The sequence below is a fragment of the Haloarcula sp. H-GB4 genome, from assembly GCF_030848575.1.
Taxonomy (GTDB): Archaea; Halobacteriota; Halobacteria; order Halobacteriales; family Haloarculaceae; genus Haloarcula.
The window spans coordinates 133,860-158,577 of the sequence record NZ_JAVDDX010000002.1 but is presented as its reverse complement, the minus strand read 5'-3'; the positions used below and the strand labels follow the sequence as shown (position 1 = coordinate 158,577).

General features: G+C 55.5%; 21 protein-coding genes. 9 read left to right on the top strand and 12 right to left on the bottom strand.

Going from position 1 to position 24,718, the window contains the following annotated elements; genetic code table 11:
• Positions 1–389: 389 nt before the first annotated feature.
• From RBH20_RS09175 to RBH20_RS09155, 5 genes are all read right to left on the bottom strand, one after another.
• Positions 390–830 (bottom strand): hypothetical protein, encoded by a 441-nt coding sequence (locus RBH20_RS09175; RefSeq protein WP_306707837.1) that lies wholly within the window; start codon positions 828–830, stop codon positions 390–392.
• Entirely contained in the window at positions 817–1,788 is a 972-nt protein-coding gene (locus RBH20_RS09170) for a hypothetical protein (RefSeq protein WP_306707835.1), read from the bottom strand. Before RBH20_RS09170 ends, RBH20_RS09175 begins: the two co-directional genes overlap by 14 nt.
• A 191-nt stretch (positions 1,789–1,979) precedes the next feature.
• Positions 1,980–2,993 carry a hypothetical protein gene (locus RBH20_RS09165; RefSeq protein ID WP_306707833.1) on the bottom strand — a complete coding sequence of 338 codons (1,014 nt, stop codon included), beginning with the start codon at positions 2,991–2,993 and terminating at the stop codon, positions 1,980–1,982.
• 43 nt (positions 2,994–3,036) lie between these two features.
• Positions 3,037–3,237 (bottom strand): hypothetical protein, encoded by a 201-nt coding sequence (locus RBH20_RS09160; protein ID WP_306707831.1) that lies wholly within the window; start codon positions 3,235–3,237, stop codon positions 3,037–3,039.
• A 106-nt stretch (positions 3,238–3,343) separates the two neighbouring features.
• Entirely contained in the window at positions 3,344–3,613 is a 270-nt protein-coding gene (locus RBH20_RS09155; protein ID WP_306707829.1) for an ArsR family transcriptional regulator, read from the bottom strand.
• A gap of 256 nt (positions 3,614–3,869) precedes the next feature.
• Here RBH20_RS09155 and RBH20_RS09150 point away from each other — a divergent pair, with 256 nt between their 5' ends.
• The 3 genes from RBH20_RS09150 (at position 3,870) to RBH20_RS09140 (ending at position 9,698) form a co-directional block, all read left to right on the top strand.
• Positions 3,870–4,304 (top strand): hypothetical protein, encoded by a 435-nt coding sequence (locus RBH20_RS09150; protein WP_306707827.1) that lies wholly within the window; start codon positions 3,870–3,872, stop codon positions 4,302–4,304.
• The gene (locus RBH20_RS09145) at positions 4,301–5,329 is read left to right on the top strand and encodes a tyrosine-type recombinase/integrase (RefSeq protein WP_306707825.1); all 1,029 of its coding nucleotides are present in this window, start codon (positions 4,301–4,303) and stop codon (positions 5,327–5,329) included. Before RBH20_RS09150 ends, RBH20_RS09145 begins: the two co-directional genes overlap by 4 nt.
• Positions 5,330–5,933: 604 nt before the next feature.
• On the top strand, positions 5,934–9,698 hold the full coding sequence (locus tag RBH20_RS09140) for a CARDB domain-containing protein (protein WP_306707823.1): 3,765 nt from the start codon (positions 5,934–5,936) through the stop codon (positions 9,696–9,698).
• Positions 9,699–9,848: 150 nt separating this feature from the next.
• On the opposite strand, the gene rpl12p is transcribed toward RBH20_RS09140, so the two are convergent.
• The 5 genes from rpl12p to RBH20_RS09115 form a co-directional block, all read right to left on the bottom strand.
• Positions 9,849–10,196 (bottom strand): 50S ribosomal protein P1, encoded by a 348-nt coding sequence (gene rpl12p, locus RBH20_RS09135; RefSeq protein ID WP_004591725.1) that lies wholly within the window; start codon positions 10,194–10,196, stop codon positions 9,849–9,851.
• A 17-nt stretch (positions 10,197–10,213) separates the two neighbouring features.
• Positions 10,214–11,260 carry a 50S ribosomal protein L10 gene (locus RBH20_RS09130; protein ID WP_306707821.1) on the bottom strand — a complete coding sequence of 349 codons (1,047 nt, stop codon included), beginning with the start codon at positions 11,258–11,260 and terminating at the stop codon, positions 10,214–10,216.
• 1 nt (position 11,261) lies between these two features.
• A complete protein-coding gene (locus tag RBH20_RS09125) occupies positions 11,262–11,900 on the bottom strand; it encodes a 50S ribosomal protein L1 (protein WP_058995078.1) in 639 nt (212 codons plus the stop codon).
• Between the two features lie 243 nt (positions 11,901–12,143).
• Positions 12,144–12,632: a 50S ribosomal protein L11 gene (locus tag RBH20_RS09120; protein ID WP_306707816.1), complete on the bottom strand. Its 489-nt coding sequence runs from the start codon at positions 12,630–12,632 to the stop codon at positions 12,144–12,146.
• A 135-nt stretch (positions 12,633–12,767) separates the two neighbouring features.
• Positions 12,768–12,968 carry a hypothetical protein gene (locus tag RBH20_RS09115; protein WP_306707814.1) on the bottom strand — a complete coding sequence of 67 codons (201 nt, stop codon included), beginning with the start codon at positions 12,966–12,968 and terminating at the stop codon, positions 12,768–12,770.
• Positions 12,969–13,125: 157 nt separating this feature from the next.
• Between RBH20_RS09115 and RBH20_RS09110 the strand changes: the two genes are divergently transcribed.
• The 4 genes from RBH20_RS09110 to RBH20_RS09095 all read left to right on the top strand — a co-directional run bounded on the left by RBH20_RS09110 (position 13,126) and on the right by RBH20_RS09095 (position 18,833).
• Positions 13,126–14,235, top strand: a complete 1,110-nt coding sequence (locus RBH20_RS09110; protein WP_306707812.1) for a GTP-binding protein — start codon at positions 13,126–13,128, stop codon at positions 14,233–14,235.
• A 154-nt stretch (positions 14,236–14,389) separates the two neighbouring features.
• Positions 14,390–14,830, top strand: coding sequence for a TIGR04206 family protein (locus RBH20_RS09105; protein ID WP_306707810.1), 441 nt, complete (start codon positions 14,390–14,392; stop codon positions 14,828–14,830).
• Positions 14,831–14,902: 72 nt separating this feature from the next.
• A complete protein-coding gene (locus RBH20_RS09100; protein WP_306707808.1) occupies positions 14,903–15,655 on the top strand; it encodes a VOC family protein in 753 nt (250 codons plus the stop codon).
• Positions 15,656–16,079: 424 nt separating this feature from the next.
• Positions 16,080–18,833, top strand: coding sequence for a BGTF surface domain-containing protein (locus tag RBH20_RS09095; protein WP_306707806.1), 2,754 nt, complete (start codon positions 16,080–16,082; stop codon positions 18,831–18,833).
• Positions 18,834–19,181: 348 nt separating this feature from the next.
• On the opposite strand, the gene RBH20_RS09090 is transcribed toward RBH20_RS09095, so the two are convergent.
• Entirely contained in the window at positions 19,182–19,322 is a 141-nt protein-coding gene (locus RBH20_RS09090) for a hypothetical protein (RefSeq protein ID WP_306707804.1), read from the bottom strand.
• A gap of 679 nt (positions 19,323–20,001) precedes the next feature.
• Here RBH20_RS09090 and RBH20_RS09085 point away from each other — a divergent pair.
• Both RBH20_RS09085 and artA read left to right on the top strand, forming a co-directional pair.
• On the top strand, positions 20,002–22,725 hold the full coding sequence (locus tag RBH20_RS09085) for a BGTF surface domain-containing protein (RefSeq protein ID WP_306707802.1): 2,724 nt from the start codon (positions 20,002–20,004) through the stop codon (positions 22,723–22,725).
• A gap of 146 nt (positions 22,726–22,871) precedes the next feature.
• On the top strand, positions 22,872–23,873 hold the full coding sequence (gene artA / locus RBH20_RS09080) for an archaeosortase A (protein WP_306707800.1): 1,002 nt from the start codon (positions 22,872–22,874) through the stop codon (positions 23,871–23,873).
• Positions 23,874–23,897: 24 nt separating this feature from the next.
• On the opposite strand, the gene dph5 is transcribed toward artA, so the two are convergent.
• Positions 23,898–24,677: a diphthine synthase gene (dph5, locus tag RBH20_RS09075; protein ID WP_306707798.1), complete on the bottom strand. Its 780-nt coding sequence runs from the start codon at positions 24,675–24,677 to the stop codon at positions 23,898–23,900.
• Positions 24,678–24,718 lie beyond the last annotated feature (41 nt).

Genomic DNA, 24,718 nt, shown 5'->3' with positions numbered 1-24,718 from the left:
ATAATATTATAAAATCATTCATACAATACTTTATTGGTGACCTTTCTGATACGTACCCTTCAAAAATCTCTCTCATAATATAAATTGCTAGAAGACAGACCGCGCCTATAATACCCGAAATTACTGGCTGTGAACTGTATACGACATTCACTGAGAATATTACAAATGTTAAGAGTATCGTGTATCTAAAATATATCTTAGTATTCGTAAGGTGATGAGTATATATTGCAGTATCTACAATGTTTTGTCTCATTTTCTTGTTTTCATTCCTTGTCAGATGCGAAAATTGATTGAGCTGTTTGGAGTATTTTGTATTGAAATTAGTACCAAATATTTCAATTACTATAATAGAGATATATGGAATTATTTCAAGGATTGCGACTGCAACATTAGGTCTCATGAATTAAATCAACTTGAAGCGTCGCAGTAGGGCTGTCACATCTGTCTTTTAGGGTGGGTTCATAACACGTGAGTACTGTTTCAACAGTTTCTTCTTCAAGTTCAGTATCTCCTAGAGAAATATCCAAATCAAGAGTAGTATCTCGGAGAAGGCCGTGTTTTGATTGAGCCAGAGTAACATCCTCTTCTAAACTTGCTGCCTCATTCTCGATAATTAATCCTTCATTCAAACTTTCCGATGCTATTGTCCCAATGACTCTGTGCCGGCGATATGATCTAATTGATATTTTTTCAGTAGCAGTCTCTCCTTCTTTAACAACACATGGATCTTCTGTATCAATAACGGAGGCTTCCAGATCGAAATGATCACTTTCGGTGGATTGGTCGGTACATTTTTCCTTCTGTCTGCGGTCATCACTAAATTCTGACATGGGTTTCTGAATTTCCTTCACCGGTAAGGTCTTGATAAGTACTTTGCAATTCAGACACACGAGACATAAATCCCTTGGCGTCAGTTATTGCCCCAACGTCACCGAATTCTCGTTCTAAAGTGTCAAACCCAAAGTACGGAATATCCTGCTGTAACGATATTTGTCCAATATAATCTCCCCTTTTTGATTTTTTTCGTACATAGACCAACTCAGCTTCCCCAGATTCGATAGCTTCTATAGCGTTGATAGGCTTCTGTACCACAGTTCCAGATTCTGAAACAGTTTCAAATGTGTTTTTCACTTCTTGTGAGACGCGCTCAGGAACTGAAAACCAAGGGGTATCTAAATCTTTGCCAAAACGGGCATAAAGAAGTTCTTCTAAAGATGAAATACCATCTGCCGAAGAAATGCTATCCAACTGATCTGACTCTGCAAGAAACAAAGAAATATCAAAAACACGATTTGCATGGAGTATATAATAAAGAATATCGGAAATAGTTATATCTGGAGGTAAGGAATCAATATCTTTTAATAAAAGTGTTCTCTCGTTACAATCTGAGAACTTAGTATTCGGGTAGGGCCGTCTCTCCCATGTGATTTCAAACCCATCGGTTATGATGGCAAAGAACTTGAGTTTTTCATATCCTACCTCACTGAAAGATAACGACTGAGGTCGAAATTTAGAATATTTAATTGAATCAGTGGTTGTATTGCCGTTATCTTTATACAATAATCTAACGTGAATATCTTCGGTTGAGTATACATCTCTCAGGATAGAATCTACCTTATGTTGAAAACGGGATAGTGTATCATTAATTAGTCCAAATGCACTCCGTTCTCCGTTTTTGTATCTGTCTATAAATGCTGCTCGAGATAATCTTGGAGAGTCTGACGGCGAAAGTTGGAATCTATAAAAATCCTCTGGCCCGTCAAATTGGATTGATTGAATCTTTTCCATGCCGCTGATATTGAAGCCTTTATGTAAATAAACACATGTTGGTTTCCAAGAATAATCTTCGAAGTTAATACAAACAGAAGAATGAATCGTGAGGCTGTTTCCGCTTAGTGTATCTCATTGCTCCTTCGCGCTATGTATTTTACACGGTTTCTGGAAATTCACTATTGTTCAAAATTATAACAAACTCAATTTTATAATTCAGATATATAGGCGAATTCAAGTTCTTCTCTAGGGTACTCATACAGTGAGAGTCCTTCATCTTCGCAATGATCACTGAGATTTGCGGGTGCGACTTCATCGCCTTTTGGGCCCTCAAATACCACGGAAACATCGTACCCGTCAACCTCAACAACCACTGCAAGATCGGGATCATCATGTGATGGTTTAATGACGTAATCACCCACCGTGTACGGGTTATTGGCAAATTTCAGGTTCTCGTGTTTGTAGGTATAGAGACTGATATCTTGATCATCGCAGTATGATGAAAGCAGGGCCGGTGAAATATCTCTCCAGTCACCCGGTCCCTCATCAAGCGAACTTGGGAATGCTACTCTGACTGCTTCACCATCAAGCTCCTGTCCGTAGAGTTCTACCTGCGTTTCTGGAGGGAGGACCTCAATTACAACACCCACTGACGCATCTTCGTCGTCACGCTTCTGCACGCGATCTCCCGGCTGGAACGGATTCTCGGGAGTTTGATTCATATTCGCTGTGTTCGGCCCGAGGTCCTGAAGATCGTTCATCGGACGAGTTGCCAAGTGTTCGAGCTTCTCAGGAGAGTTACCGGAGAACTGTTCTTCTGTTTCGACCTTTGATTCGAGCGTCTCGACGTGCTCCCATCCGAGTAGAATCAAACTATCTTCGTTGTCCCGGTGCCATGCCATGACAATAATGTCATCATCAGAATCATTCTCAACGAGCGTCTCTGGCAGGAATGACGATACGTCCCGGGAGGTCTTCACGTCGACTTCGTACCCAAATACTTCGAAATCGTGACCAGAGAAACTTTCCGGGTTGCAGCGTCGTATGGCTTCTTCATTTTCCCATTCCCACATCTCGGCTGGAAGGTATTCTCGGCAGAACTGCTCGAATGCTATCTCTCCAAGGTTCCCGATTCGCTTTACATCAACGTCGTCTGCACCTTGCTTGACCGCTTGGTGGTGGGCGCGATTCTGATCGACCTCATCAGGGCAGAATTGATACACAACTCATTGAGTTGAGTCAACTGCTAAGAAGATTTCCCTTAATTCACTCCATGAGTCGGGGATGGCGCGGGTACGGATAGAGCTCGACATCAACCTCGCCCTCCAAATACTGCTCACCTTCGGTGGTCAGTTCTACCAAGTCTTGATCTTCCGTCAGAAACGCTAAGAGGTCAGCATCAGCCAGAACGCGACAGCGGTCCTGAATCTGCGCTTCTGTCGCGTGAATTCCATCTCTTTTCGCCATCTGGCTCGCTGTAGACCACGAATCGTCACGCAAGTGTTCGAGTATTCGGTCGTCGATACACTGCTGCCAACGGGCGGTCTTTCGTATCGTCATGGTGGAGGGCTACTTACACGTCGTTCGTTTCAGGTTCAGCTGGCGTCGACGGCTCGGAAGCGTCATTCTCTCCATCAAGGTACACGCCTTCCTCGGCGTCGTATTCCTCATCGAGGTACGCTTTCCCTTCCTCTGTAATCACGTATGCTCCGTTGCCGACGTGAGTGAGAAGTCCATGCTCGGCGAGTTTCTTCATTCGACGGCCGATCTGAGTTCTCGACACGCGAACTAACCCACTGTCGTGGACTTCTTTGGGCGTCCCCGTATTCTCGTTCTCTCGCATCCATTCGAGGATACGGTCGTCCCATACACTCTGCCACGAACCCGATAGACGCATTTGAATAACGTATACTATCCTTCCTACCTAATTCAGTCCTTTTCTACAATTACTTACCAATTGAGTATATATAGCTGTTCGATACATTTATGCACTCTCCGAGTAACAGTGTTGCTACGGGCCGCCCGTAGATGGCTCTCGGCCATCGAGAACCGGGCCGTGCTAGGACACGGCCCAGAAGGTGGCTCCGCCCGGCAAACCAATGTCGTACGGAACCGATACGGGGAGTACTCCCCGCACGGAAGTAGTCGAATCGCCTGCTCAAAAGTCCGCTGTTCGCCCACGTACGGAGTACCGCGTTCGGTGTCCAGATTGTAAGTTCTCGAAACGGTTTGACTCGTACGCCGACGCGACTTCCCACCAGCGCCGCCATTCCTGCCCGCACTGTGACCGGATGGTCGGTCTGTCGGAAGTACCGAATCAGCGACGAAATGAATCGCTTGATGCTGCTGAAGCAGTCGCGGCTGCCTGCGAAGCTCGCCGCGAACTCCTCATCGATGGTCCTGCACCCTCAGTTTCGGAGATACTTGACGCGATGGGTCGAGACGGTGACGGCTACCCACTTGGCGAAAAACCAGCGGAGGACGATGCGTTTGAGACTGCCCGCCAGCTGCTGGCCCCAATGGGGGAAGCGTGAGCGACGACCTCGAACCGATAGCTCCGGCAGTCGCAGTGAATCTCTACCTCGATCATCGGGAACCGGAGCTATCTGAAAAGTCCCTCACGAACCAGCGGTACCGGCTGAACTCGTTCATCGAGTGGACCCAGTCGAAGGGGATCGAGAACATGAACGAGCTAACTGGGCGCGATCTACATGAGTTCCGAGTCTGGCGTCGGCAAGGCAAAGGAAGTGAATACGGTGAGGTGTCGAAGGTCACCCTTCGGGGCATTCTCGCTACACTGCGGAAGTTCCTCGAATTCTGTGCCAGCATCGACGCAGTCGAACAGGGAATGCGTGAACGGGTGTTGTTGCCAGAGGTTGACCCCGAGGAAGCCTCGAAAGATGAGAAACTCGATACCGAACACGCCGAAGCCATCCTCGACTACCTGAACCGCTACCAGTACGCTTCCCGCGAACACGTCATATTCGGAATCCTCTGGCACACTGGTATTCGGCTCGGTAGCCTCCGGTCGCTCGACTTGGGCGACTTCGACGCTGATGGGCAGTACCTACAGCTGCGACACCGCCCGGGCACAGGAACTCCACTGAAGAACGGACGAGCTGCCGAGCGGTCGATAGCTGTCGGTGACTTCTACGCCGAAGTGATTCAGGAGTACATCGAGAATCACCGAAATTCGGTCACCGACGATTACGGTCGGGACCCGCTCATCACCAGCAACCAGGGCCGTCTGAGTGAGACACCTATCCGGAGTACCGTCTACAAGTGGACTCGTCCCTGTATGGTCGGCGAGTGTCCACACGGAGAGAACCCGGAGAGCTGTGAGTACATGACTCGGGACACTGCCAGTGGTTGTCCGTCGTCCCGATCTCCACACGGTATCCGGCGTGGTTCGATCACGAAGCACCTTCGAGACGGTACGCCGGAAGAGGTCGTTTCGGATCGGATGAACGTCTCGAACGACGTTCTCGACCAGCACTACGACCAGCGCAGCGAGCGCGAGAAGATGGAGGTTCGACGGGAGTTCATCGACGACGCATGATTCAGCACCAGTACACTCCAGCGGATGAATCTAGGAAACGCGCATCCTCGAATAGGCTAACAACCCGGCGAGTCCATCCGAATTTTACTGCTATGGTAAAGGAGTTACCATCGCTGTTAGACGGATCAACCATGTAGCCCAGCAGAGTTTATAATAAAAGAAATAATTAAGTATAGTTTAGAATTAGAGGAAAATACAATGATATGTGCAGTTATAGAGGGTAGTAGTCCAATAATCGTGCGTCTATATCTTGGTTCAATTAAAACTTGAACTGGTTCCAGTCCGCGCTTCGTAGATATATTCTAATCCTCCAGATACAAATAGTAAGGAGACAAAATCCAGCAGGTGATTATATATGATCGGGAACGACGATAACTATCCCATCGGACGAGGAGAGATATACAATAGCATATATTTCTGACTGATTACCGAGTTGCTGCTGTACATGATGCAGACACACCGCAGCAAGCCAATCAGGTATACTGAGACCCGTACTGGTTTGAGAAGGCGTATATCTGTTCAACATCGGCGGGCCCTGATAGAACCATTATTGATATAGATTGAAACAGTACACTTATGTGCAATAGTTGGTATGTAATTGAGTATGTTCGAGTGGGGCAGCCGGGGGGCTGGAGACCGGGGTGTATCGCACGTTCTGGGCGTGGTGTTGTTGGCGAGTGCAGTCATCATTGGTGCTGTACTGATCGTTCAGGTGGGGCAACAGACTATCGGAGATGCCAATGACGACGCAAACGTTGAGCTCGCTGAAGAGGTACTACTGTCCGTTGACCAGAGCTTCCAGCGGTCAGATACGAACGAATCAGTTGAGGTCCCAGACCGGGTTCGGTCTGATGTCGCCGTTTCTGACGATGCGGCGTACAACCTGACGCTGAACGGTCGCTCGGCCTGTTCAACGGGGAACCGTTCGTTGCAGACGATTCAGTACCAGAAGAACGGCCAACAGGTCGGCTACCAGGGTGGGGGTGTGTGGCGGATGACCGAATCGGGCGCAACGATGTCGTCGCCCCCAGCAGTGAGCTACGACGAGGGGGCACTGTCGGTATCGTTCGCGAATATCTCCGGACAGCAGATCGGAGGAAGCTCGGTTGCGATTCGGTCGAATGCGACGGCTCAGCGGTCACACGAAGCAGCACTACAAATGGCCCTGTTCACTGACGTATCCTACGAGGACGCACGAACCGGCTCATTTTCGTCACCCAGTTATGAGTGTACCCCGTCTCAGGTTGCTAACGCGACACTGACTATCAAAAACAGTAGTTATGCCCGCGCGTGGGCGGATTGGGCACGAAGCACCTACGATGACCAGCATGTCACTGTGAAACCAGCCTCGGTTGAGCCGGGTGAAACAATTCATATACGCTTTGCGCTCGGTGACGTGTCCGATTCGAAGTTCGCAGTAGATAACATTACCGTACAGTCAGACCCTTCGAATCCCGGCCAGGCGACCGTCTCTGCAACGGTCACCAACGCCGGCGGGCTGAAAGACACTCAAACCGTCACATTGAAACACAATCGCTCGGGGGCGCCGAACGAGGCGACACAGACAGTCACGCTTGGCGGCGGGAAGTCTACCACTGTGAGTGGTACGGTCGACATCGCAGTTGCGAAGCCACACAACTTCACTGTCGAGTCAGACCACGATACTGCCTTTGAGAGAATCGTATATACGACTGTGTCCGGCACACCGTCATTGGATATCACAGGCAGTTCGATGCCAGCGACGGCGCGGCTGAATCAGGTCCCGTCGGCGACAGTCACGGTTACGAACAATGGGGAAATGACCGCAGATCAGGAGGTCGTGTTTCTGGTGAATGGTTCCGTGAACGCGACGCGAAGCGTGCTGATTGACCCGGGAGAGAGTCGGACCCTCGATTTCGGTCCGTCGATGCCGACTTCCGAGAACGGCACGTACGATATAGAGGTCAAAACAGCGGATGATACATACTCATACGACTTCACCGTCGGCGACACAGGTGTGTTCAAGATAACGTCCGTCTCGCCGCCGGGTGGACTGAAAAGCGGGGATACGGCGACCGTTGAAGCGACGGTCGAAAACACCGGTGACATTCGGAAATCCGCCGAGGTCAAAATTCGTATCGAGAACGCAACATCTGGCAACGTTGTTGCGTCAAAGGACCCAACGCTCACTCTCGACGGTTCACGTCGGGGGGCTGAGTCGGGGACTGCTTCAGTGACCAGTGGCCAGCTAACAGTCGGATCACCACAGCATTACACCTATGTTGTCGATACACCGGACGACACCCAGCAAGGGTCCTTCGTCGTCGGTTCCTCACCCCCACCGTTGTTCGAGATCACTGCTGCGGATGTCCAGAGCCCGGTCACGCCGGGCAACCAGACGAGCGTTGAGCTTACTGTCACGAACACTGGTGGGACAGAAGGGAAGCAGACACTGGGTGTCGAGTATAACGGAACGACTCACATTGCGGAGGACGAACGGCTCGCCCCCGGAAAAAGCGTCACGCTCAATCGGACTGTCACAGCGCCTGGAAAGCCTGGTAAGTACTTGCTAACGTTCTCGACGGCGAACCGGTCGCGACAGGCGACGCTATACGTACAGCCGGACTCGCTGCTTGAAGGGAACGGCTCGACAGTCACGATCCAGCAGTCGGTCAATGCTTCGGTTGCGCTGAAGGGTGCAGATCTAGAAGGGTTCAATCAGCGCTACTCGTACATATTCCACGCACCGGTACAGATGTCGGTATACGTCGATAACGGGTCCAGCCAGCAGTCGGTTGGACTCTGGCGAGGGTACGAGAACGGCAACATCAACGGCCCACACGCGGAGCAACGCCTCGTCTCTGACGAGCACGAGAACCCGTACTACTACTCCGCTTCGTTCGAACCCGGGACGGAGGTTTCAGTCTTCGCAACAGCCTATGGCTGTGACGGGTATGCTCTCACCGACCCCTTAATCAGACTCGCAGATGAGAATTATGCTACAGCGTACTGTAGCGATTGGGATAGATATGATACGACTACTGTCAGTCAGACTCAGAACCAGCAGAATCTTGTAATCCTGAACAACGGTGACGAACTCCCATCGTTCGAACAGGCACAGTGGTACCAGCGAGACATCCAAGACACGCTCGGTAGCCGCGTGAACGATACCGGGTATCTTCAACTGGGCGACGGGGAACGCGCCTTCCTGTATGAACTCTCGGAAGAGGGCGCAAACCCGGCTAACGCATCGAATGACGGTGACCCGGACTATAACGACGCTGTCGTCCTGTTCACAGTCAACGCAATCGAAAAGAACGTGCAGACGGGCCCGAAATTCAACCTCACAGACGTTACCGCACCGCCGAGGGTTGACGAGACAAACGATGCGACGCTGACCGCTGAAGTGAGGAACAGCGGCGGAAAGAGCGGTGAAGTTACCCTCGAGACCAGTTTCGATGGCAACAGTATCGGAACGAACTCGACGACAATTAGACCCGGTGAGACCGAGACCGTCACGTTCACGCTTCCGACTAGTTCAAAGGCGTCTGAAGAAACCTATCCGTACATGGTCTCTGTTGCCGGCACACAGCAGAAGGCAGGCGGGAACGTACGTGTTGGCAGTACGCCAGAGCAGTTCATGCAAGTCGATTCAGTCCGGGTACAGAGTGCCATCGACAACGACGACACCACGACTGCGACTGTCAACATCACCAACGTCGGTGGCCAAGCTGGCGTAGATACTGTTGTCCTACGTGCGAAAAACAAAGACGACGCGAGCCCGTCGTTCACCACGATCGACTCGAAGACCATGTCACCGAATCTCGACCCTGGTGAAACGCGGCAGTTTATGCTCGATATGCCGACCAGTCGCGGCAACTACACCTACTACGTTGAAACATCGAACTCCACATCCCCGAAGCAGTCGTTCTTCGTGGGGGAGTCGAACGTTGTCGTCAACGAGACGCAGTCAGTGAACATCGGCGCGGAGACCTACAACACCTCAGAGCTGATCGAGCGTCGCGGCGGCGCACAGCGGATGACTGTAGAGGTGCGCAATGACGGCACCGTCGGCGACGAGCGGGAAGTGAATCTCACAATCAAGAACAAAAGCGATGGATCCACCGTTTTCGCCGGCTCCAAGATGGTCACTGTCGGGAGCGGTGACCTGACTAATACCGAGCCGTACCCAGCTTGGGCGGGCTACGATGTCGATCTCGACCCCGGCTACTACACGTACAACGTGACAGTGTACAACGAGACCAAAGGCGAGAAGAAAGCCGATAGTGAAACAGGCGAAATATATCTCAAGAACGTCGACGCAACCGGCGCGACCGGTAACGATTCACCGGTTACGGTCGACTCAGACACGGTTACACTCGGTAGCTAAGCAGTCGCGGCGACACTCCTCTGCAGTCGCCTTTTCATTGGACAATATTTTACGGGCAGGGCAACAGGCTGGCTTCTGCGATTCGAACGTCAGCGATGTCTCTCACCGGTCAGGCGTACGCAAAGAAAAGTTGAGCTGTGTTGAACCGAGTTAGCCGAAGAGTTCGCCGAGGCCCTCACCGCTTGCCTCGTCGTCTTCATCGTCATCGTCGTCGCCGCCGTCGTCGGCAGCCTCTTCTTCAGCTTCCTCGTCGGCCTCGTCGGCCTCGTCAGCGTCACCCTCTGCGGGTGCGGCCGCGCCACCGCTTGCCGGCACCGGTGCCGCAGCGGCCTGGTCGACGGCCTCCTCGATATCGACGTCTTCGAGGGCGGCGACGAGGGCCTTGACACGGGACTCCTCGACATCGACGCCCGCAGCGTCGAGCACGTCGGTGAGGTTGTCTTCGTTGATTTCTTCGCCCGATTCGTTCAGGATGAGTGCAGCGTATACGTATTCCATTGTTGTAGTGTGTGTTGTTAGAACATCTCTCCGAGTGCGTCGCCGGCGTCGCCATCATCGTCGTCGTCTTCGTCGGCCTCTTCGGCCGTGTCGTCGGCGTCCGCGTTGTCCTCGGATGCGGTGTCCTCGTCTTGGTCGTCAGTCGGTTCCTCTGTCGCCACGTCGGCCTCAACACCCTGGAGCTCTTCCGGGAGTGCCTCTTCGTCATCAATCTGCGAGGCGAGCGCACGGACCTGTGCGTCAGCCTTGCTCACGAGGTCAGGCACGACCTCGGGGTCTTCGATGGCTGCCTGGAGCGCGAGGCTCTTGGCGTTGCCACGAGCGGACTGGAGCATCGTTGGGGCCGTCGTCGCAGTCGGGTAGTCGGCGTTGACCGAGAGATTGAACGCTCGGCCGGCAGCCGCCTGGATGTCGCTCCGGTACTCGTCGATGTCGAGTTCCAGTTCCTCGGGTTCGAACAGCACACCGTCGGCGAAGACGGCGCGAAGGTCGAGACCGACCTCCTTCGGTTCAATGCCGAGTTCGTTCAGAACGTTTGCGAGTTCCTGAGAGACTTCCTCGCCGGTGTCAAGCACCGTCGAGTCAGAAAGGACCTGAATGGAGCCTTCCTGAATGCGTGCGTCGGCACCAACGCTCTGGAGTTCGCCGACGAACGGCCCGGGGTCGACGCCCGTGTCGCCTTCCGGAATCACGATATCGTTCGGAGCCACCTCGCCAGCACCGATGGGTGCGGGTGTCTTGGAGGCCTCGAGTTCCTGAAACAGCGAGAATGGATTGTCGTCGGTCCCGATAATCCCGACCTGCCCGGTGATGTAACTGTTGAGGTCTTCGAGTCCGTCATCGACTTCGTCGAGCGCACGCTCAAGCAGCGTGTTCCGGGAGACACGAAGTTCGGCGGCCCCATGCAGGTCACGTCGCATATCCTGCAGTTGCCGGGACGGAATCCCGGCGATGTTGACGACGCCGACGCTTTCGTAGGACTCGATCATCTCTACGATGGCGTCGACCTCTTCCTGCTTCCACTCGGGAATGGTTTCGGTCTTGCGTTCGGATTCGGCGCTCATATCAGGCAACCTCCATCGCAGGCCCCATCGTCGTCTTCACGTAGACAGTGTCGATGTTGAGCGGGCCCTTCTCGAGGTCCGCGTGCAGACGGCGGAGGATAACGTCGATGTTGTCCGAGATATCCTCGGCAGACATGTCCTCCGCGCCGACCCGCGTGTGGAACGTTCGCCGTTCCCCGCTGCGGAGCTGCACGGTGTTTTTCATGCGTTCGATGACCTCGACGACGTCGTCGTCGGGGTCGAGCGGTTCCGGCATCTTCCCACGCGGACCGAGGACGGTCCCGAGGTAGCGACCGATGTCCTGCATCAGTCCCTTCTCCGCAATGAAGAAGTCAGTGTCATCGGCAAGGTCCTTGGCGGCGTCGTCGTCGCCACCGAGTTCCTCGAGTTCGTCCTCGTCGAGTACGTCGTCTGCAACTTCCTCGGCACGAAGGGCGGTTTCGCCCTCGGCGAAGACCACAATAGTGGTCTCCTGGCCGGTGCCAGCAGGAAGCACGACGGACTCGTCGACGCGGTTCGACGGGTCGTTAAGATCTAAGTCGCGCAGGTTCACAGCGAGGTCGACCGTTTCGCGGAAATTCCGCTCAGGTGCGTCCTCGAGTGCGCGCGAGACTGCGTTCTCTATTTCCTGATCTGCCATTGTTCACCTCCGTAGTACGCCAATCGGCTTCTACGGGTCAGTGAAACAGGCGGATGCCTGTCTCGTGCGGGTAGACGCCAATGCGACACTTAAACCCGTCGAACCAGCCCAAGGACCGCTGACGGGCGTGTTTCCGGTTCGCAGGGACCAGTCAATAACAGGGGTCCCATCGACTGTGCAGTGGCTCAGAAGCGTCAAAAACAAGGGAAAACACACGCAGTCGCACAGCAAAGCCAGTCCGACTTACGCTTGTGCTTCGGCCGCGAACGCGTCGTCGTACTCGCCTGCGTCGATGCGCTCCTTGAATTCGCGTGGGTTCTCGCCTTCGATAGTGACACCGAGGGAGGTGCACGTCCCAACGACTTCCTTTGCGGCGTTCGTGAGGTCGTAGGACAGCAGGTCAGGGTGCTTCTGTTCGGCGATCTGTTTGACCTGATCAACGGAGAGGTCAGCGACGAAGTCCTCTTGGGGCTCGCCGCTGCCGGTCTCGAAGCCGGCCTCGTCCTTGATGAGTTCAGCTGTCGGTGGGACACCGACTTCGATCTCGAAGGAGCCGTCGTCGTCGTACTCGACGGTGACGGGGACTTCGGTACCGTCGAACGCTGCGGTCTGGTCGTTGATCTCCTGTACGACTGCCTGCACGTCCACCGGTGTCGGGCCGAGTTCCGGACCGAGTGGCGGGCCAGGGTTGGCCTCCCCACCGGGAACGAGGACTTCGATAGTTCCAGCCATACATAGTGGAATCCTCGCGGCAGTTTAAAGGATTGCGTTTCACGGATACCTGCGTGAGGCTCCCACACGCACGAACACTCACCGTTGACTCATCATCGGACGGTCAGCACGACAAAGAATAGAACCCTCGTCAGTTCAGGCGAACGTCACGCCATTCCGAGCAAGGAAATCGCTCGCGTCTTTGATTTCGACCGGCGAGCCGATTATCCGAATCTGCTCGCCGTCCTGATGAACGCTCACAGTGAACCGCTGTTCCAACTCTTCACGAATGCCGTCGAGTGCACCGACTGGCAGCAGTATCTGTGTGCTGTCGCGGAACCGACTCGCTGCTCCCATTGTCGACATATGACGGAGGGCAGCCTATAGGTGTGTCGAATTACATGAGTGGAGTTTGACTATTCTGAACGGTAAGGAGGCCCATGGCACGTGCCACTATGGTAGCGTCGGCGAGGGAGGAAAGCCTTATTCGGTGCGAGGGGCCGACATACATCTAATGGGGCTCGAAGAGGAGATTCAGGAACTCGAAGACGAAATCGCCAGCACTCCCTACAACAAGTCTACAGAGGCCCATATCGGTCGGCTGAAGTCCAAGCTCGCGGAGAAAAAGGAGAAGCTCGAACAACAGGCCTCTTCGGGCGGCGGCGGTGGCTACGGTGTTGAGAAACACGGCGATGCGACCGTCGCGCTCGTCGGGTTCCCCAGCGTCGGGAAGTCGACGCTGCTGAACGCCCTCACTAACGCCGAGTCCGAAACCGGTGCCTACGAATTTACCACACTTGATGTCTATCCGGGAATGCTCAAGCACAAGGGCGCGAACATCCAGATTCTCGACGTTCCCGGACTTATCGAAGGGGCTGCTGGCGGCCGCGGTGGTGGGAAAGAAGTGTTGTCCGTCGTCCGGACCGCGGACCTCATCGTCTTCCTCATCTCCGTCTTTGAGATTGACCAATACGACCGACTCAGCGAAGAACTGTATAAGAACAAGATTCGCCTCGATCAGGATCCACCGTGGGTTAACGTCCGCAAAAAGGGCAAAGACGGGATTTCGGTTAACACGGCCACCGGCGTCGAACTCGACGACGAGACGGTCAAAGCCGTCCTGCGCGAACACGGCTACGTCAACGCCGACGTGACCATCGGCGAGCAGCTCGATATCGACCAGCTCATCGACGGGGTGATGGACAACCGGGTCTACTTGCCGTCCCTCGTCGCCATCAACAAGGCGGACCTCATCGAACCCGATTACCTTCCGAAGGTCGAAGACGAACTCCAAGAGCGGGACATTGACCCCGAGGAGGCAATCTTCATCAGCGCTGAGGAAGAGAAAGGGCTGGATAGCCTCACCGAACGCATCTGGGAGGAACTCGGCCTGATCCGGATCTACATGGACAAGCCGGGCCGCGGTGTCGACCGCGAGGAACCGCTGATACTCCGCGAGGGCGACACCGTTGACGACGCCTGCGAGAAACTCGGCGGTAGCTTCGATGAGCGCTTCCGCTTTGCTCGCGTGACCGGCCCGAGTGCCAAGCACGACGAACAGCAGGTCGGGCGCGACCACGAACTCGCGGACGAGGATATCCTACGAATCATCGCTAATCGCTAGATTGTCGCGCGCGATTCTCGCGTGCACGCGAACAACTAAGGATGATATTCCATCAAGGAAGGATGATATTCCATCAAGGATCACTATTCCGTGGAGCACCGCTACCACATAACTGAGTAGATGCGTTCATTGACCTGGAACCCTGCTACCAACTATGGACCGCGGTCCCCGACGCCGTCTTCTCGCTGTCGTTGTTGCTGGCCTCATCCCTTGGACAGTGGTGCTGATTGGAGAGGAACTGACGCTCGTCTTCTCCTTTGGCCTGTTCAATACGAACCCACCGGAACTGCTCTCGGTCTACAGCTACTTCATCCGCTTTACCAGCGCACTGCCACAGTTTATCGAATCGTGGGGTTCGGGCGTCCTGTTGTATGCATTCGCCTTGGCCAGCGCCGTTGCCGGTGTCGTCTGGCGTGAGGACGTTCGAGTGACTGCTCTCGCACTCGTAGGTGCGGGCCTGACACAGTTTCCCGTGTTTCTGGGATTCAACAGGCGGCTCAACTACGTGGCTGTCCCGGTCGGTTCCCTCGTCCTACTTATCCTGGTTTGGTGGTACTATCTCCCGGCCATCCGGGCGGACACGGCGACACGGTGACCCGTGGTATCGAATCCGGACGGAACCGCCTCTGGCGGTAGCCTTTTCGCTCGCTCGAACCACATAGCGCGTATGTGGTCACTCGATCATACGATGATACGCGTCGAGGATCTAGACGCCTCACTTGACTGGTACCAGACGCATTTCGATTACGAGGAGAAGAGCCGCTGGGAGGCCGACACCTTCACGAATGTCTTCCTCGGTCCGGAGGATGTCCACGACGAGGGTGCACTACTCGAACTCACGTATAACCATGACGGGCGCTCGTATACGATGGGCGACGCGTGGGGACACATCGCTGTCCGCTGTGACGACGTGTACGATGCCTACGACGAGCTGATGGACGCTGGCGTTGAGGACTACCGCGATCCGGACTCCTGTGGCGGCTCCTATGCCTTCGTCACAGACCCCGACGGCCACGAAATCGAGATTGTCGAGCGAGACCACGGCGCGAAGTGGTCGCTCGACCATACAATGATCCGTGTCGAAGACGCCGAGCAGGCTATCGGCTGGTACGTCCGGAAGCTCGACTACGAACTGTTTCGCCGCGAGGAGTTCGATGACTTCGCGCTGTACTTCCTCAAACCAGAGGATGCCCCCGACGAAGCGATGTCGGTCGAACTCACCTACAACTACGACGGCCGGTCCTACGAACTCGGCGATGCGTGGGGGCATCTCGCAGTCCAAACCGATGACCTCCACGGCGCGTGGGAGACGTTGATGGGACGCCACGCCGAGGACTACCGCGACCCCAAGAGCTGTGACGACCGCTATGCGTTCACCAAAGACCCCGACAGCCGCGAAATCGAAATCGTGACGAACTGACGGTACTGGTCGGTAGTAACCGTCTGTCCGAATCTATTCTCACACAGTCAGGGGGACAAGCCTCCTGCGGAGTCGTTCCTGAGCCAGCAGTTAGAGTCTGTGAAGCCCTGTATTCTCAGGCCATCGAAACCATCTCCGAGATGTGAATCTGGGGCGTCGGACACCCGACTGACGATCCTGTTTTAGACCTACAAGCTTCTTATGTCACATCTAATCAACACAGACAGTGCTTCTCTAACCTGAATATTCATGACAGGCAGATGTTCTTACCACAAAACATTTACAACAGACACCTATCGTATAGACTGTACCCCTACCCATGGCGCCAGAAGTGAGTACACCGGTTCGGTCTACACGCGATCGCGGTGATTGCGTTCCGACCACGTGGAAAACTGCTGGGGTCGCCCGATAGCAAACACAAACTATGACAGGAAATTCAGATAAGATTCGCAGCCTGTTTCTGACGGCGCTGATGGTTTTCTCGGTATTCGCCGGGACCGTCGCGTTCTCCGGTGGCGCAGCCGCCGCCGCGAACGTCTCCGTCGATCAGGCAGTCGAATATAACAGCGGAACAGTCGAATTGGCATTTGATGGCGGCGCGGGGAGTATTGATGACAACGATGTCACAGTCTTCGTTGACGGCAACGAAAACCCCAGCAACTTCGTCTCCGGCTCCAACCCTAGTGTTGATAGTACGGACGACGGGTCGAACGGACGCCTTCAAATCAACCTTGACGGCGACGTTCAGCCGAACCGCAACCTGACCATCAAGGTCAGCAATCTTACTGGTGGCGACGGCACGGTCGTTGCCGAGGACATCGACGTCACGTCAACGTCGATCACGTCCTTCACGAGTGACTCGGCTCGATCGTACAACATCAATGTCTACCGCGGCGAAACGGTCGCTGTGGTGAACGACACCAACGGTGGCAATGTCTTCGTCGAAGAAGACCAGGGTAGCATTGTCTCTGACGACACGTACGCTGACAACAGTCAGGTCTACACCGTCGACACGGAAGACCTCGACAGCGGTCAGCGCTACAACGTCTCGGTCTCGCCACAGAACGACTCTGCTGGTGAAGCTGGCTTCAAGCTCAGCGATCTCGACCTGAATGTCGAGGCTGACGACAATGACATCACCGACGAGGACGATGTCATCGCCAACGTCACGATCACCCGTGGTGGCCAGCCGGCCAACGCGACCCTGTTCGATGATAACGGCGACAAGGTCGACACGATTGTCAAGGACCGTCTCTCCGGCAATGACGAGACGGACTTTATCTTCGACAACATCAGCAGCTACGACGGCTTCGATGCTGATGATGGTCCGTACACGATCAACGTGACGGACAACCAGACTGGCGTCACAGCCAGCACCGACCAGATCAACGTCTCCGAGGCTGGCGACGGTGATGCCAGCTTCGAGAGCAGCGTGGTCAACGACGAGCGTGGTGACGTAGTCAACATCACCTACCAGCTCGATAATGAGGATGAAGCCGTTGTCTTCGTCGGCGACGACGACGACGACAACTACGCAATCTCCGGCACCATTGAGGACGACGACGGTGACGGCGAAGTCACTGTCTCGTTCAACAGCTACCTCGCTGGCACGAGCAATATCAGTGGCATCTCCGCCAGCGATATCCTCTACGTTGATGGTGACGACGAGATCACTGGTGTCGAAGAGGCCGGCTCCTTCAGCCGAAGCAACCTTGACGACGAGACGATCGAAGCCTCCAGCTACAACCTGAACGTCACTGCAGGCACGTCTCAGGACGACAGCGCTGACTCCGTCGGAACGCTCCGACTGAACGAGCGCTCCACTGAGAACTTCCGTAGCTGGGTGGCCCCACAGGACGCTGAGCTCGACGATGACGATATCGACATTCGTGATCGTATCGGCCAGAACCTGACCCAATCGAACGACATCGCTGAGGGTGACATCGTTGTCCACCAGATCGTTTCGTCCGGTGTCGAAGGCCCGCTTGCCTACGAAGAGGAAGTCAACAGCTCCTCCAGCACGACCCAAGCGTTCCTCCGGTCGACTGTTGGCGGCGATAATAACAACGACGTGTTCAACCTCACCGTCAACCGTAGCGATGTCGGTGCAAACGCAGATGAAGATCCGCTCATCCTCAACAGCTCCAACGTTGTTGTTGTCGACGACCCTGACAACAACACGTACTTCGTCGCTGTGGAGACGCAGAACGCGAACTTCGAGAGCGGCACAGCGATCCGCGACGATGACGAAGATGACGAGCTCACGGCCAACTTCACCGTGTCGGAGGACACTGGCCTGAGCGACGACAACGACGCCGCTGAGGTGGATTACAGCATCGTTGACCGCGACGCAACTATCGACACGACCAACGGTCTCGTGCTGGTTCAGGCTGCTGCTGACCAGCAACTCACCGGAACGACCACAGTCGCACCCGGTTCCGAGTTTGAGGTCGAAGTTGAATCCGAGAGCGACTCCAACCCGTTCCTCGACCGACCTGAAGCGACTGTCACCACTGACGGTACGTTCAGTGCCACGGCTGACTTCAGTGACTACTCGGCAGGAACGAACTTCACCGCTCAGACGCTCGATGTCGACGGTGACGAACTCGGTGACGAGGAAGATGGACAGATCACCGATGCTGACACGGCCACTGTGAGCATCAGTGACCAGGAATCCGACGGTAGCGAAGTCGTCGTCGACAGCGCGCAGCTGTCCGCCGGTGGCTTCATCGCAATCCACGCCGGTAACGCATCCGGCGATGTCGTCGGGCACTCCGAGTACCGCGATGCAGGCAGCCACGAGGACATCACGATCACGCTCGACGAGCCAATGGACGAGGACTTCACGGCGGTCGCGATGCCGCACCTCGACACCAACGGCAACGAAGCGTACGACTTCCCGGACGCTGACGGTCCGTACACCGCCAACGGCTCCGCCGTTACGGACAGTGCGAACGTGACCATCGCTGCCGAGGACACGCCTGCGGACACGGAAGAGCCGACGGAAACCGAAACGGAACCGCCGGCAACCGACGAGGAAACTGACGCACCGGCAACCGATGAGCCGGCAACCGAGGAAACCGAGACCACGGAAGCGTCCGGTCCCGGCTTCACGGCAGCTATCGCGCTCATCGCGCTCGTCGCTGCTGCACTCCTCGCCGTCCGACGCGACAACTAACTGGAATCGCTCCAGTCTCTGAACACCGTTCTTTCTTTCGCGCGTACGCAAACAGTGCCGGCAGACTACAAAACGACCCGAGGCCCGCTGTAGAGTGCTATTCAGTTCGCTTCTAGACGGCCAATTACTGGTCCGCAGTCACAACTTGGCCACAGTCGAACGCAGGGAGATGCAGTAGTGATGTAACACCTGCCGGAGATCCCCCTGATTTCCGTCACTGTGAGAGCGGTTTCAGCAATCGCCTGCCCTTGCTGTTCGTAGATTTCTCGGGACGACGTTCCCTACGGTACCCGTTTCGCTCATCGTGTATATCGGTTGACCTGCGTTTCGTTCCGTTGCGGTTGATAATCACTGCATCAAGTCTATGAGTAGTTCCACGACTTCGGTCGGGACGTTCGTGATGTCCCAGTCGCTTGCAGCGTCGAGAATCAGCGCGTATAGCTCTCCTGAAAGGTTTGTTTGGAGGGTGTTTCGAACATCAAACCCCACCTATCCAAGCGCTCGGCATTCAGGTCCGTGACTGTCTCTATGGCTGTCCGACCTTCTCTCCGAGATCCAGCATACGGTGAACTTCCCCGGTTGTTTGTCTGCGCTAACCTCGGCATCCCTGTGCCCGAATCGCCTGTTCGCTGGCTCACTCATTGATCTTCAGCTCCAAGTGAGACACGCCGATCTGTGACGCTCCTTGCGCCGCTCATACAGCTACATCAGCCTCTTGTCTATCTATTCTAATCTCAACTGTATATTACTCACTTGCCAATCACTGATAGCCAATTCTGGTTCACGTTCGTAATGCTAGGGAATCGCTCGCAGATCACAGCAATATCGGGTCCCTCATTCGTCGTCAAGCGGTGGAACGCACTTCGCTCAAATCAGGAGATGAAGACGTGTTTCAACCGAAGTGTCGCCGGTCAAATTATTGAACAAGTCAAATAAACGTCCATATCAAACCCAAATGTATGTTTAAAAACATTACTGAGTGACTATTACTTGTAATATACTTACCAACTTTATTCCACAAAGCATTTACCACACTTCGGGCAATGTATCGATACCCCTACCCATGACGCCAGAAGTGAGTACGCCGGTTCGGTCTATGCGTGGCCTCGGTGGCCGCGTTCCGACCACGTGGAAAACTGCTGGGGTCGCCCGATAGCAAACACAACACATGACAGATACAAGCGAAAAAATCCGCAGCCTGTTTCTGACGGCGCTGATGGTCTTCTCGGTATTCGCCGGGACCGTCGCGTTCTCCGGTGGCGCAGCCGCCGCCGCGAACGTCTCCGTCGATCAGGCAGTCGAATATAACGACGGTACAGTTGAATTGGCATTTGATGGCTCCGCCGGAACTGTTGTTAACGATGACGTCACGGTCCTCATTGACGGAAAAGAGGACACGGGCGCTACGGTCGGCTCAGATGACGGGTCGAACGGACGCCTTGAGATCGATCTGAGCAACGACGTTACGCCGAACCGCAACCTGACAGTCAAAGTCAGTAATGTTGGCGGTGACTCGGTCGTTGCCGAAGACATCGACGTCACGTCAACGACGATCAAGTCCTTCAAGAGTGACGAGAATCGATCGTACAACGTCAACGTCTACCGTGGCGAAACGGTTGCCGTGGTGAACGACACCAACGGTGGCAATGTCTTCGTCGAAGAAGACCAGGGTAGCATTGTCTCTGACGACACGTACGCTGACAACAGTAAGGTCTACACTGTCGACACGGAAAACCTCGATACTGGTCAGCGCTACAACGTCTCGGTCTCGCCACAGAACGACTCTGCTGGTGAAGCTGGCTTCAAGCTCAGCAACCTCAACCTGAATGTTGAGGCTGACGACAATGACATCACCGACGAGGACGATGTCATTGCTAACGTCACGATCACTCGCGGTGGCCAGCCAGCCAACGCGACCCTGTTCTCCGATGACGGCGACAAGGTCGACACGATTGTCAAGAACCGTCTCTCCGGCAACGAGGAGACGGACTTCATCTTCGACAACATCAGCAGCTACGACGGCTTCGACGCTGATGATGGTCCGTACACGATCAACGTGACGGACAACCAGACTGGCGTCACAGCCAGTACCGACCAGATCAACGTCTCCGAAGCTGAAGACGGTGACGCCAGCTTCGAGAGCAGTGTTGTCAACGACGAGCGTGGTGACGTGGTCAACATCACCTACCAGCTCGACAACACCGATGAAGCCGTTATCTTCGTCGGCGACGACGACGACGACAACTACGCGGTTTCCGGAACCATCGAGGACGACGACGGTGACGGCGAAGTCACTGTCTCGTTCAACAGCTACCTCGCCGGCACGAGCGGTATCAGTGGTATCTCCGCCAGCGAGATCCTCTACGTTGATGGTGACGACGAGATCACTGGTGTCGACGAGTACGGTTCCTTCAACCGAAGCAACCTTGACGACGAGACGATCGAAGCCTCCAGCTACAACCTGAACGTCACTGCAGGGACGTCCCAGAGCAAGAGCGCTGACGCTGTCGGAACGCTCCGACTGAGCGAGCGCTCCACTGAGAGTATGCGTAGCTGGGTGGCCCCACAGGACGCTGAGCTCGACGATGACGATATCGACATTCGTGATCGTATCGGCCAGAACCTGACCCAATCGAACAACATCGCTGATGGTGACATCGTTGTCCACCAGATCGTTGCTTCCGGTGTCGAAGGCCCGCTTGCCTACGAAGAGGAAGTCAACAGTGCCTCCAGCACGACCCAGGCGTTCCTCCAGTCGACTACTGGTGGCGCCGGTAACAACGACGTGTTCAACCTCAGCGTCAATCGTACTAACGTCGGTGCAAACGCAGATGAGGACCCGCTTGACCTCAACAGCACCAACGTTGTTGTTGTCGACGACCCTGACAACAACACGTACTTCGTCGCTGTGAAGACGCAGCAAGCGAACTACTCCAGCGGCAAGCAGATCCGTAACAAGGACGACGATGACAAGATCACGGCCAACTTCACCGTGTCGCAGGACACTGGCCTAAGCGAGGACAACGACGGCATCGAAGACGGTTACAGCATCGTTGACCGTGACGCAACTCTCAACACGGCCAACGGTCTTGTGCAGGTTCAGGCTGCCGCTGACCAGCAGGTCACCGGAACCACCTCGGTCGCGCCTGGCTCCGAGCTTGAGGTCGAAGTTGAATCCGAGAGTGACTCCAACCCGTTCCTCGACCGACCTGAAGCGACTGTCGCCACTGACGGTACGTTCAGTGCCACGGTTGACTTCAGTGACTACTCGGCAGGAACGAACTTCACCGCTCAGACGCTCGATGTCGACGGTGACAACCTCGGTGACGAGGAAGACGGACAGATCACCGATGCTGACACGTCCACTGTGAGTATCAGTGACCAGGAATCCGACGGTAGCGAAGTCGTCGTCGACAGCGCACAGCTGTCCGCCGGTGGCTTCATCGCAATCCACGCCGGTAACGCATCCGGCGATGTCGTCGGGAACTCCGAGTACCTCGAGGCAGGCAGCCACGAGGACATTCCGATCACGCTCGACGAGCCGATGGACGAGGACTTCACGGCGGTCGCGATGCCGCACCTCGACACCAACGGCAACGAAGCGTACGACTTCCCGGACGCTGACGGTCCGTACACCGCCAACGGCTCCGCCGTTACGGACAGTGCGAACGTGACTGTTGGCACCGAGGAAGAGCCGACGGCAACGGAAACCGAAACCGAAGAGGAAACTGACGCGCCGGCAACCGACGAGGAAACTGACGCACCGGCAACCGATGAGCCGGCAACCGAGGAATCCGAGACCACCGCAGAGGAAGGTCCCGGCTTCACGGCAGCCATCGCGCTCATCGCGCTCGTCGCCGCTGCGCTCCTCGCCGTCCGACGCGACAACTAACTGGACTCGCTCCAGTCCCTGAACACCGTTCTTTCTTTCGCGCGCTACGTGGGTAGCGGCGGCGCTTCCGTCGGCTCACTCTGAGACGACACCGCACAGTAGCGCAACGACAAAACATATAGGCCGGTTTGGCTAACGTACGAGCAATGAGTGAGACAGTCCTGCAGGCGGGCGTCAACATTGCTGGACTGTCGTTCGACCCGGTCACGGCCTCGGAACCGCTGATGTGGCTCGTTCTTGCGGCGTTTCTGGGAACCGTAGCCGTCGCCCAGTACGATAAGCGACTGGCCCGGCCAGTCGGAACGGTCGGCTGGGGTTTGTTCGCAGCGTACTGGCTCGTTCTGGCTCCGCACTTCATTCTAATACAGAAGAGCGTCGTCGAGGGACTGGGAAGCGTTATTGCCGTCCCGCTGTCGCTGTACACTGGCTATTTACTCTGGAACGGCCGAGAGTCGCTACTGGTGTTGACCCGTGCCATCGGTATCATGGGCGTCATCTACGTGCCCTTCCTCACTATCGGACCGCTCCGCCAGACAATCATCGAGGTCGTCACCGATCAGGTCGCCTTCCTGATGACGCTCATCGGGTACGATCCGACGGTGGTTGGCGGGCTCTCACACAACGGCATCGATATCGCATCGAAGCAGTACCCCTATGAGAACACGTTCTGGTTCGACGGGAACGAGCGACCGATAACGTACACTATCATTCTGGCCTGTACAGGTATCGGCAGTATCTCTATCTTCGCTGGCGGAATACTGGCAGTCAAGGCACCGTGGCGACGGAAACTCCGTGTGCTGGTCGGGGCCGTCGGTATCATCTACGTACTGAATCTCATTCGGAATCTTGGGATCGCACTGGCCTTTGGCCTCCAGAAGGCGCAGTTCTTCCCGGGAGCGATCATGGCGCTATTCGGCCTCAGCGACGCACAGCTCGTGTCCTACTACATTGTCGACCGGATGCTGGCGCAGTTCGGCTCCGTTATTGTCCTCGTTGGGCTGACGTGGGTGCTGATGCGGGAGCTACCGGAGCTCACCGTTATTATTGAGGACCTCCTGTTTCTGGTGACCGGAACCGAGTACGACCTCGGAACGACGTTCGAAAAAGACCAGCCGGAGTCGAGTCCCGCGACCGCTGGCGACGACTGAACTGCGTCGTGGAAACGACAGCCGCTATTCCAGGTCGGCTCCAGCAACCGACTCCAGTGCATCCGCCTCAAGTGGGTGGAGCGAGCCGGGAATGACAAGCAGATGTAGCGGGTCGCCGAACGTCTGCGTAGCGAGTTCGTCGAGCGTGTCAACAACCACCAACGGGTCTGGACTGCCAGCCCTGGCCACGACAACGCCAAGTGTGTCCGGGAATGGCTCCGACAGCATGGCGGCGGCCTGGCTGGCGGTCATGTACGTGTCGTCACTCTCGTCCCAGTGTGGGTCGTCGACCTTGATGTCGAGGTAGACCAGCGTATGCAGGTCCCGGCCCCGATTGCCCTCGATAGTAGCGACGACGCTGTCCGGGACACCATCACCGCCGTGAGCGTCCTCGAAGGGGAGCGTCGTGGCCTTCCCGAAGCGGTAGTTCTGCAGGCCGGTCAGCGAACCGGCGGCAGTCTGGGCAGTCGTCCCGTGAACGATTCGGGTTTCGATACCACGGTCCGCAGCCCGAAGCCGGAGGTCGGTGTGTGTCGTCGAAACCATCGTATCCCCGGCGGTACAGAAGACGACGTCCTCGCTCTCGGCGGCTTCGAGAATCGGCTCGGGGTCTCGCTCAATGCCGGCCCGGTCTCTGAGTTCGATACTCGTCTCCAACGTATCCTCCAGCGTTTCGATATCGGTACCGATCAGCCGGCTTGTGTAGAACTCGGCGAACACCTGGTCGGCGTCTCGAATGGCGTCGCGCCCCGCGACCGTGACCGAGCGCTCATCATAGAGGCCCAGCCCGACGAATGTGAGCATATCCGGAGTGGGTCGCCGTCGGGGATAAAGGGCGCGAAGCG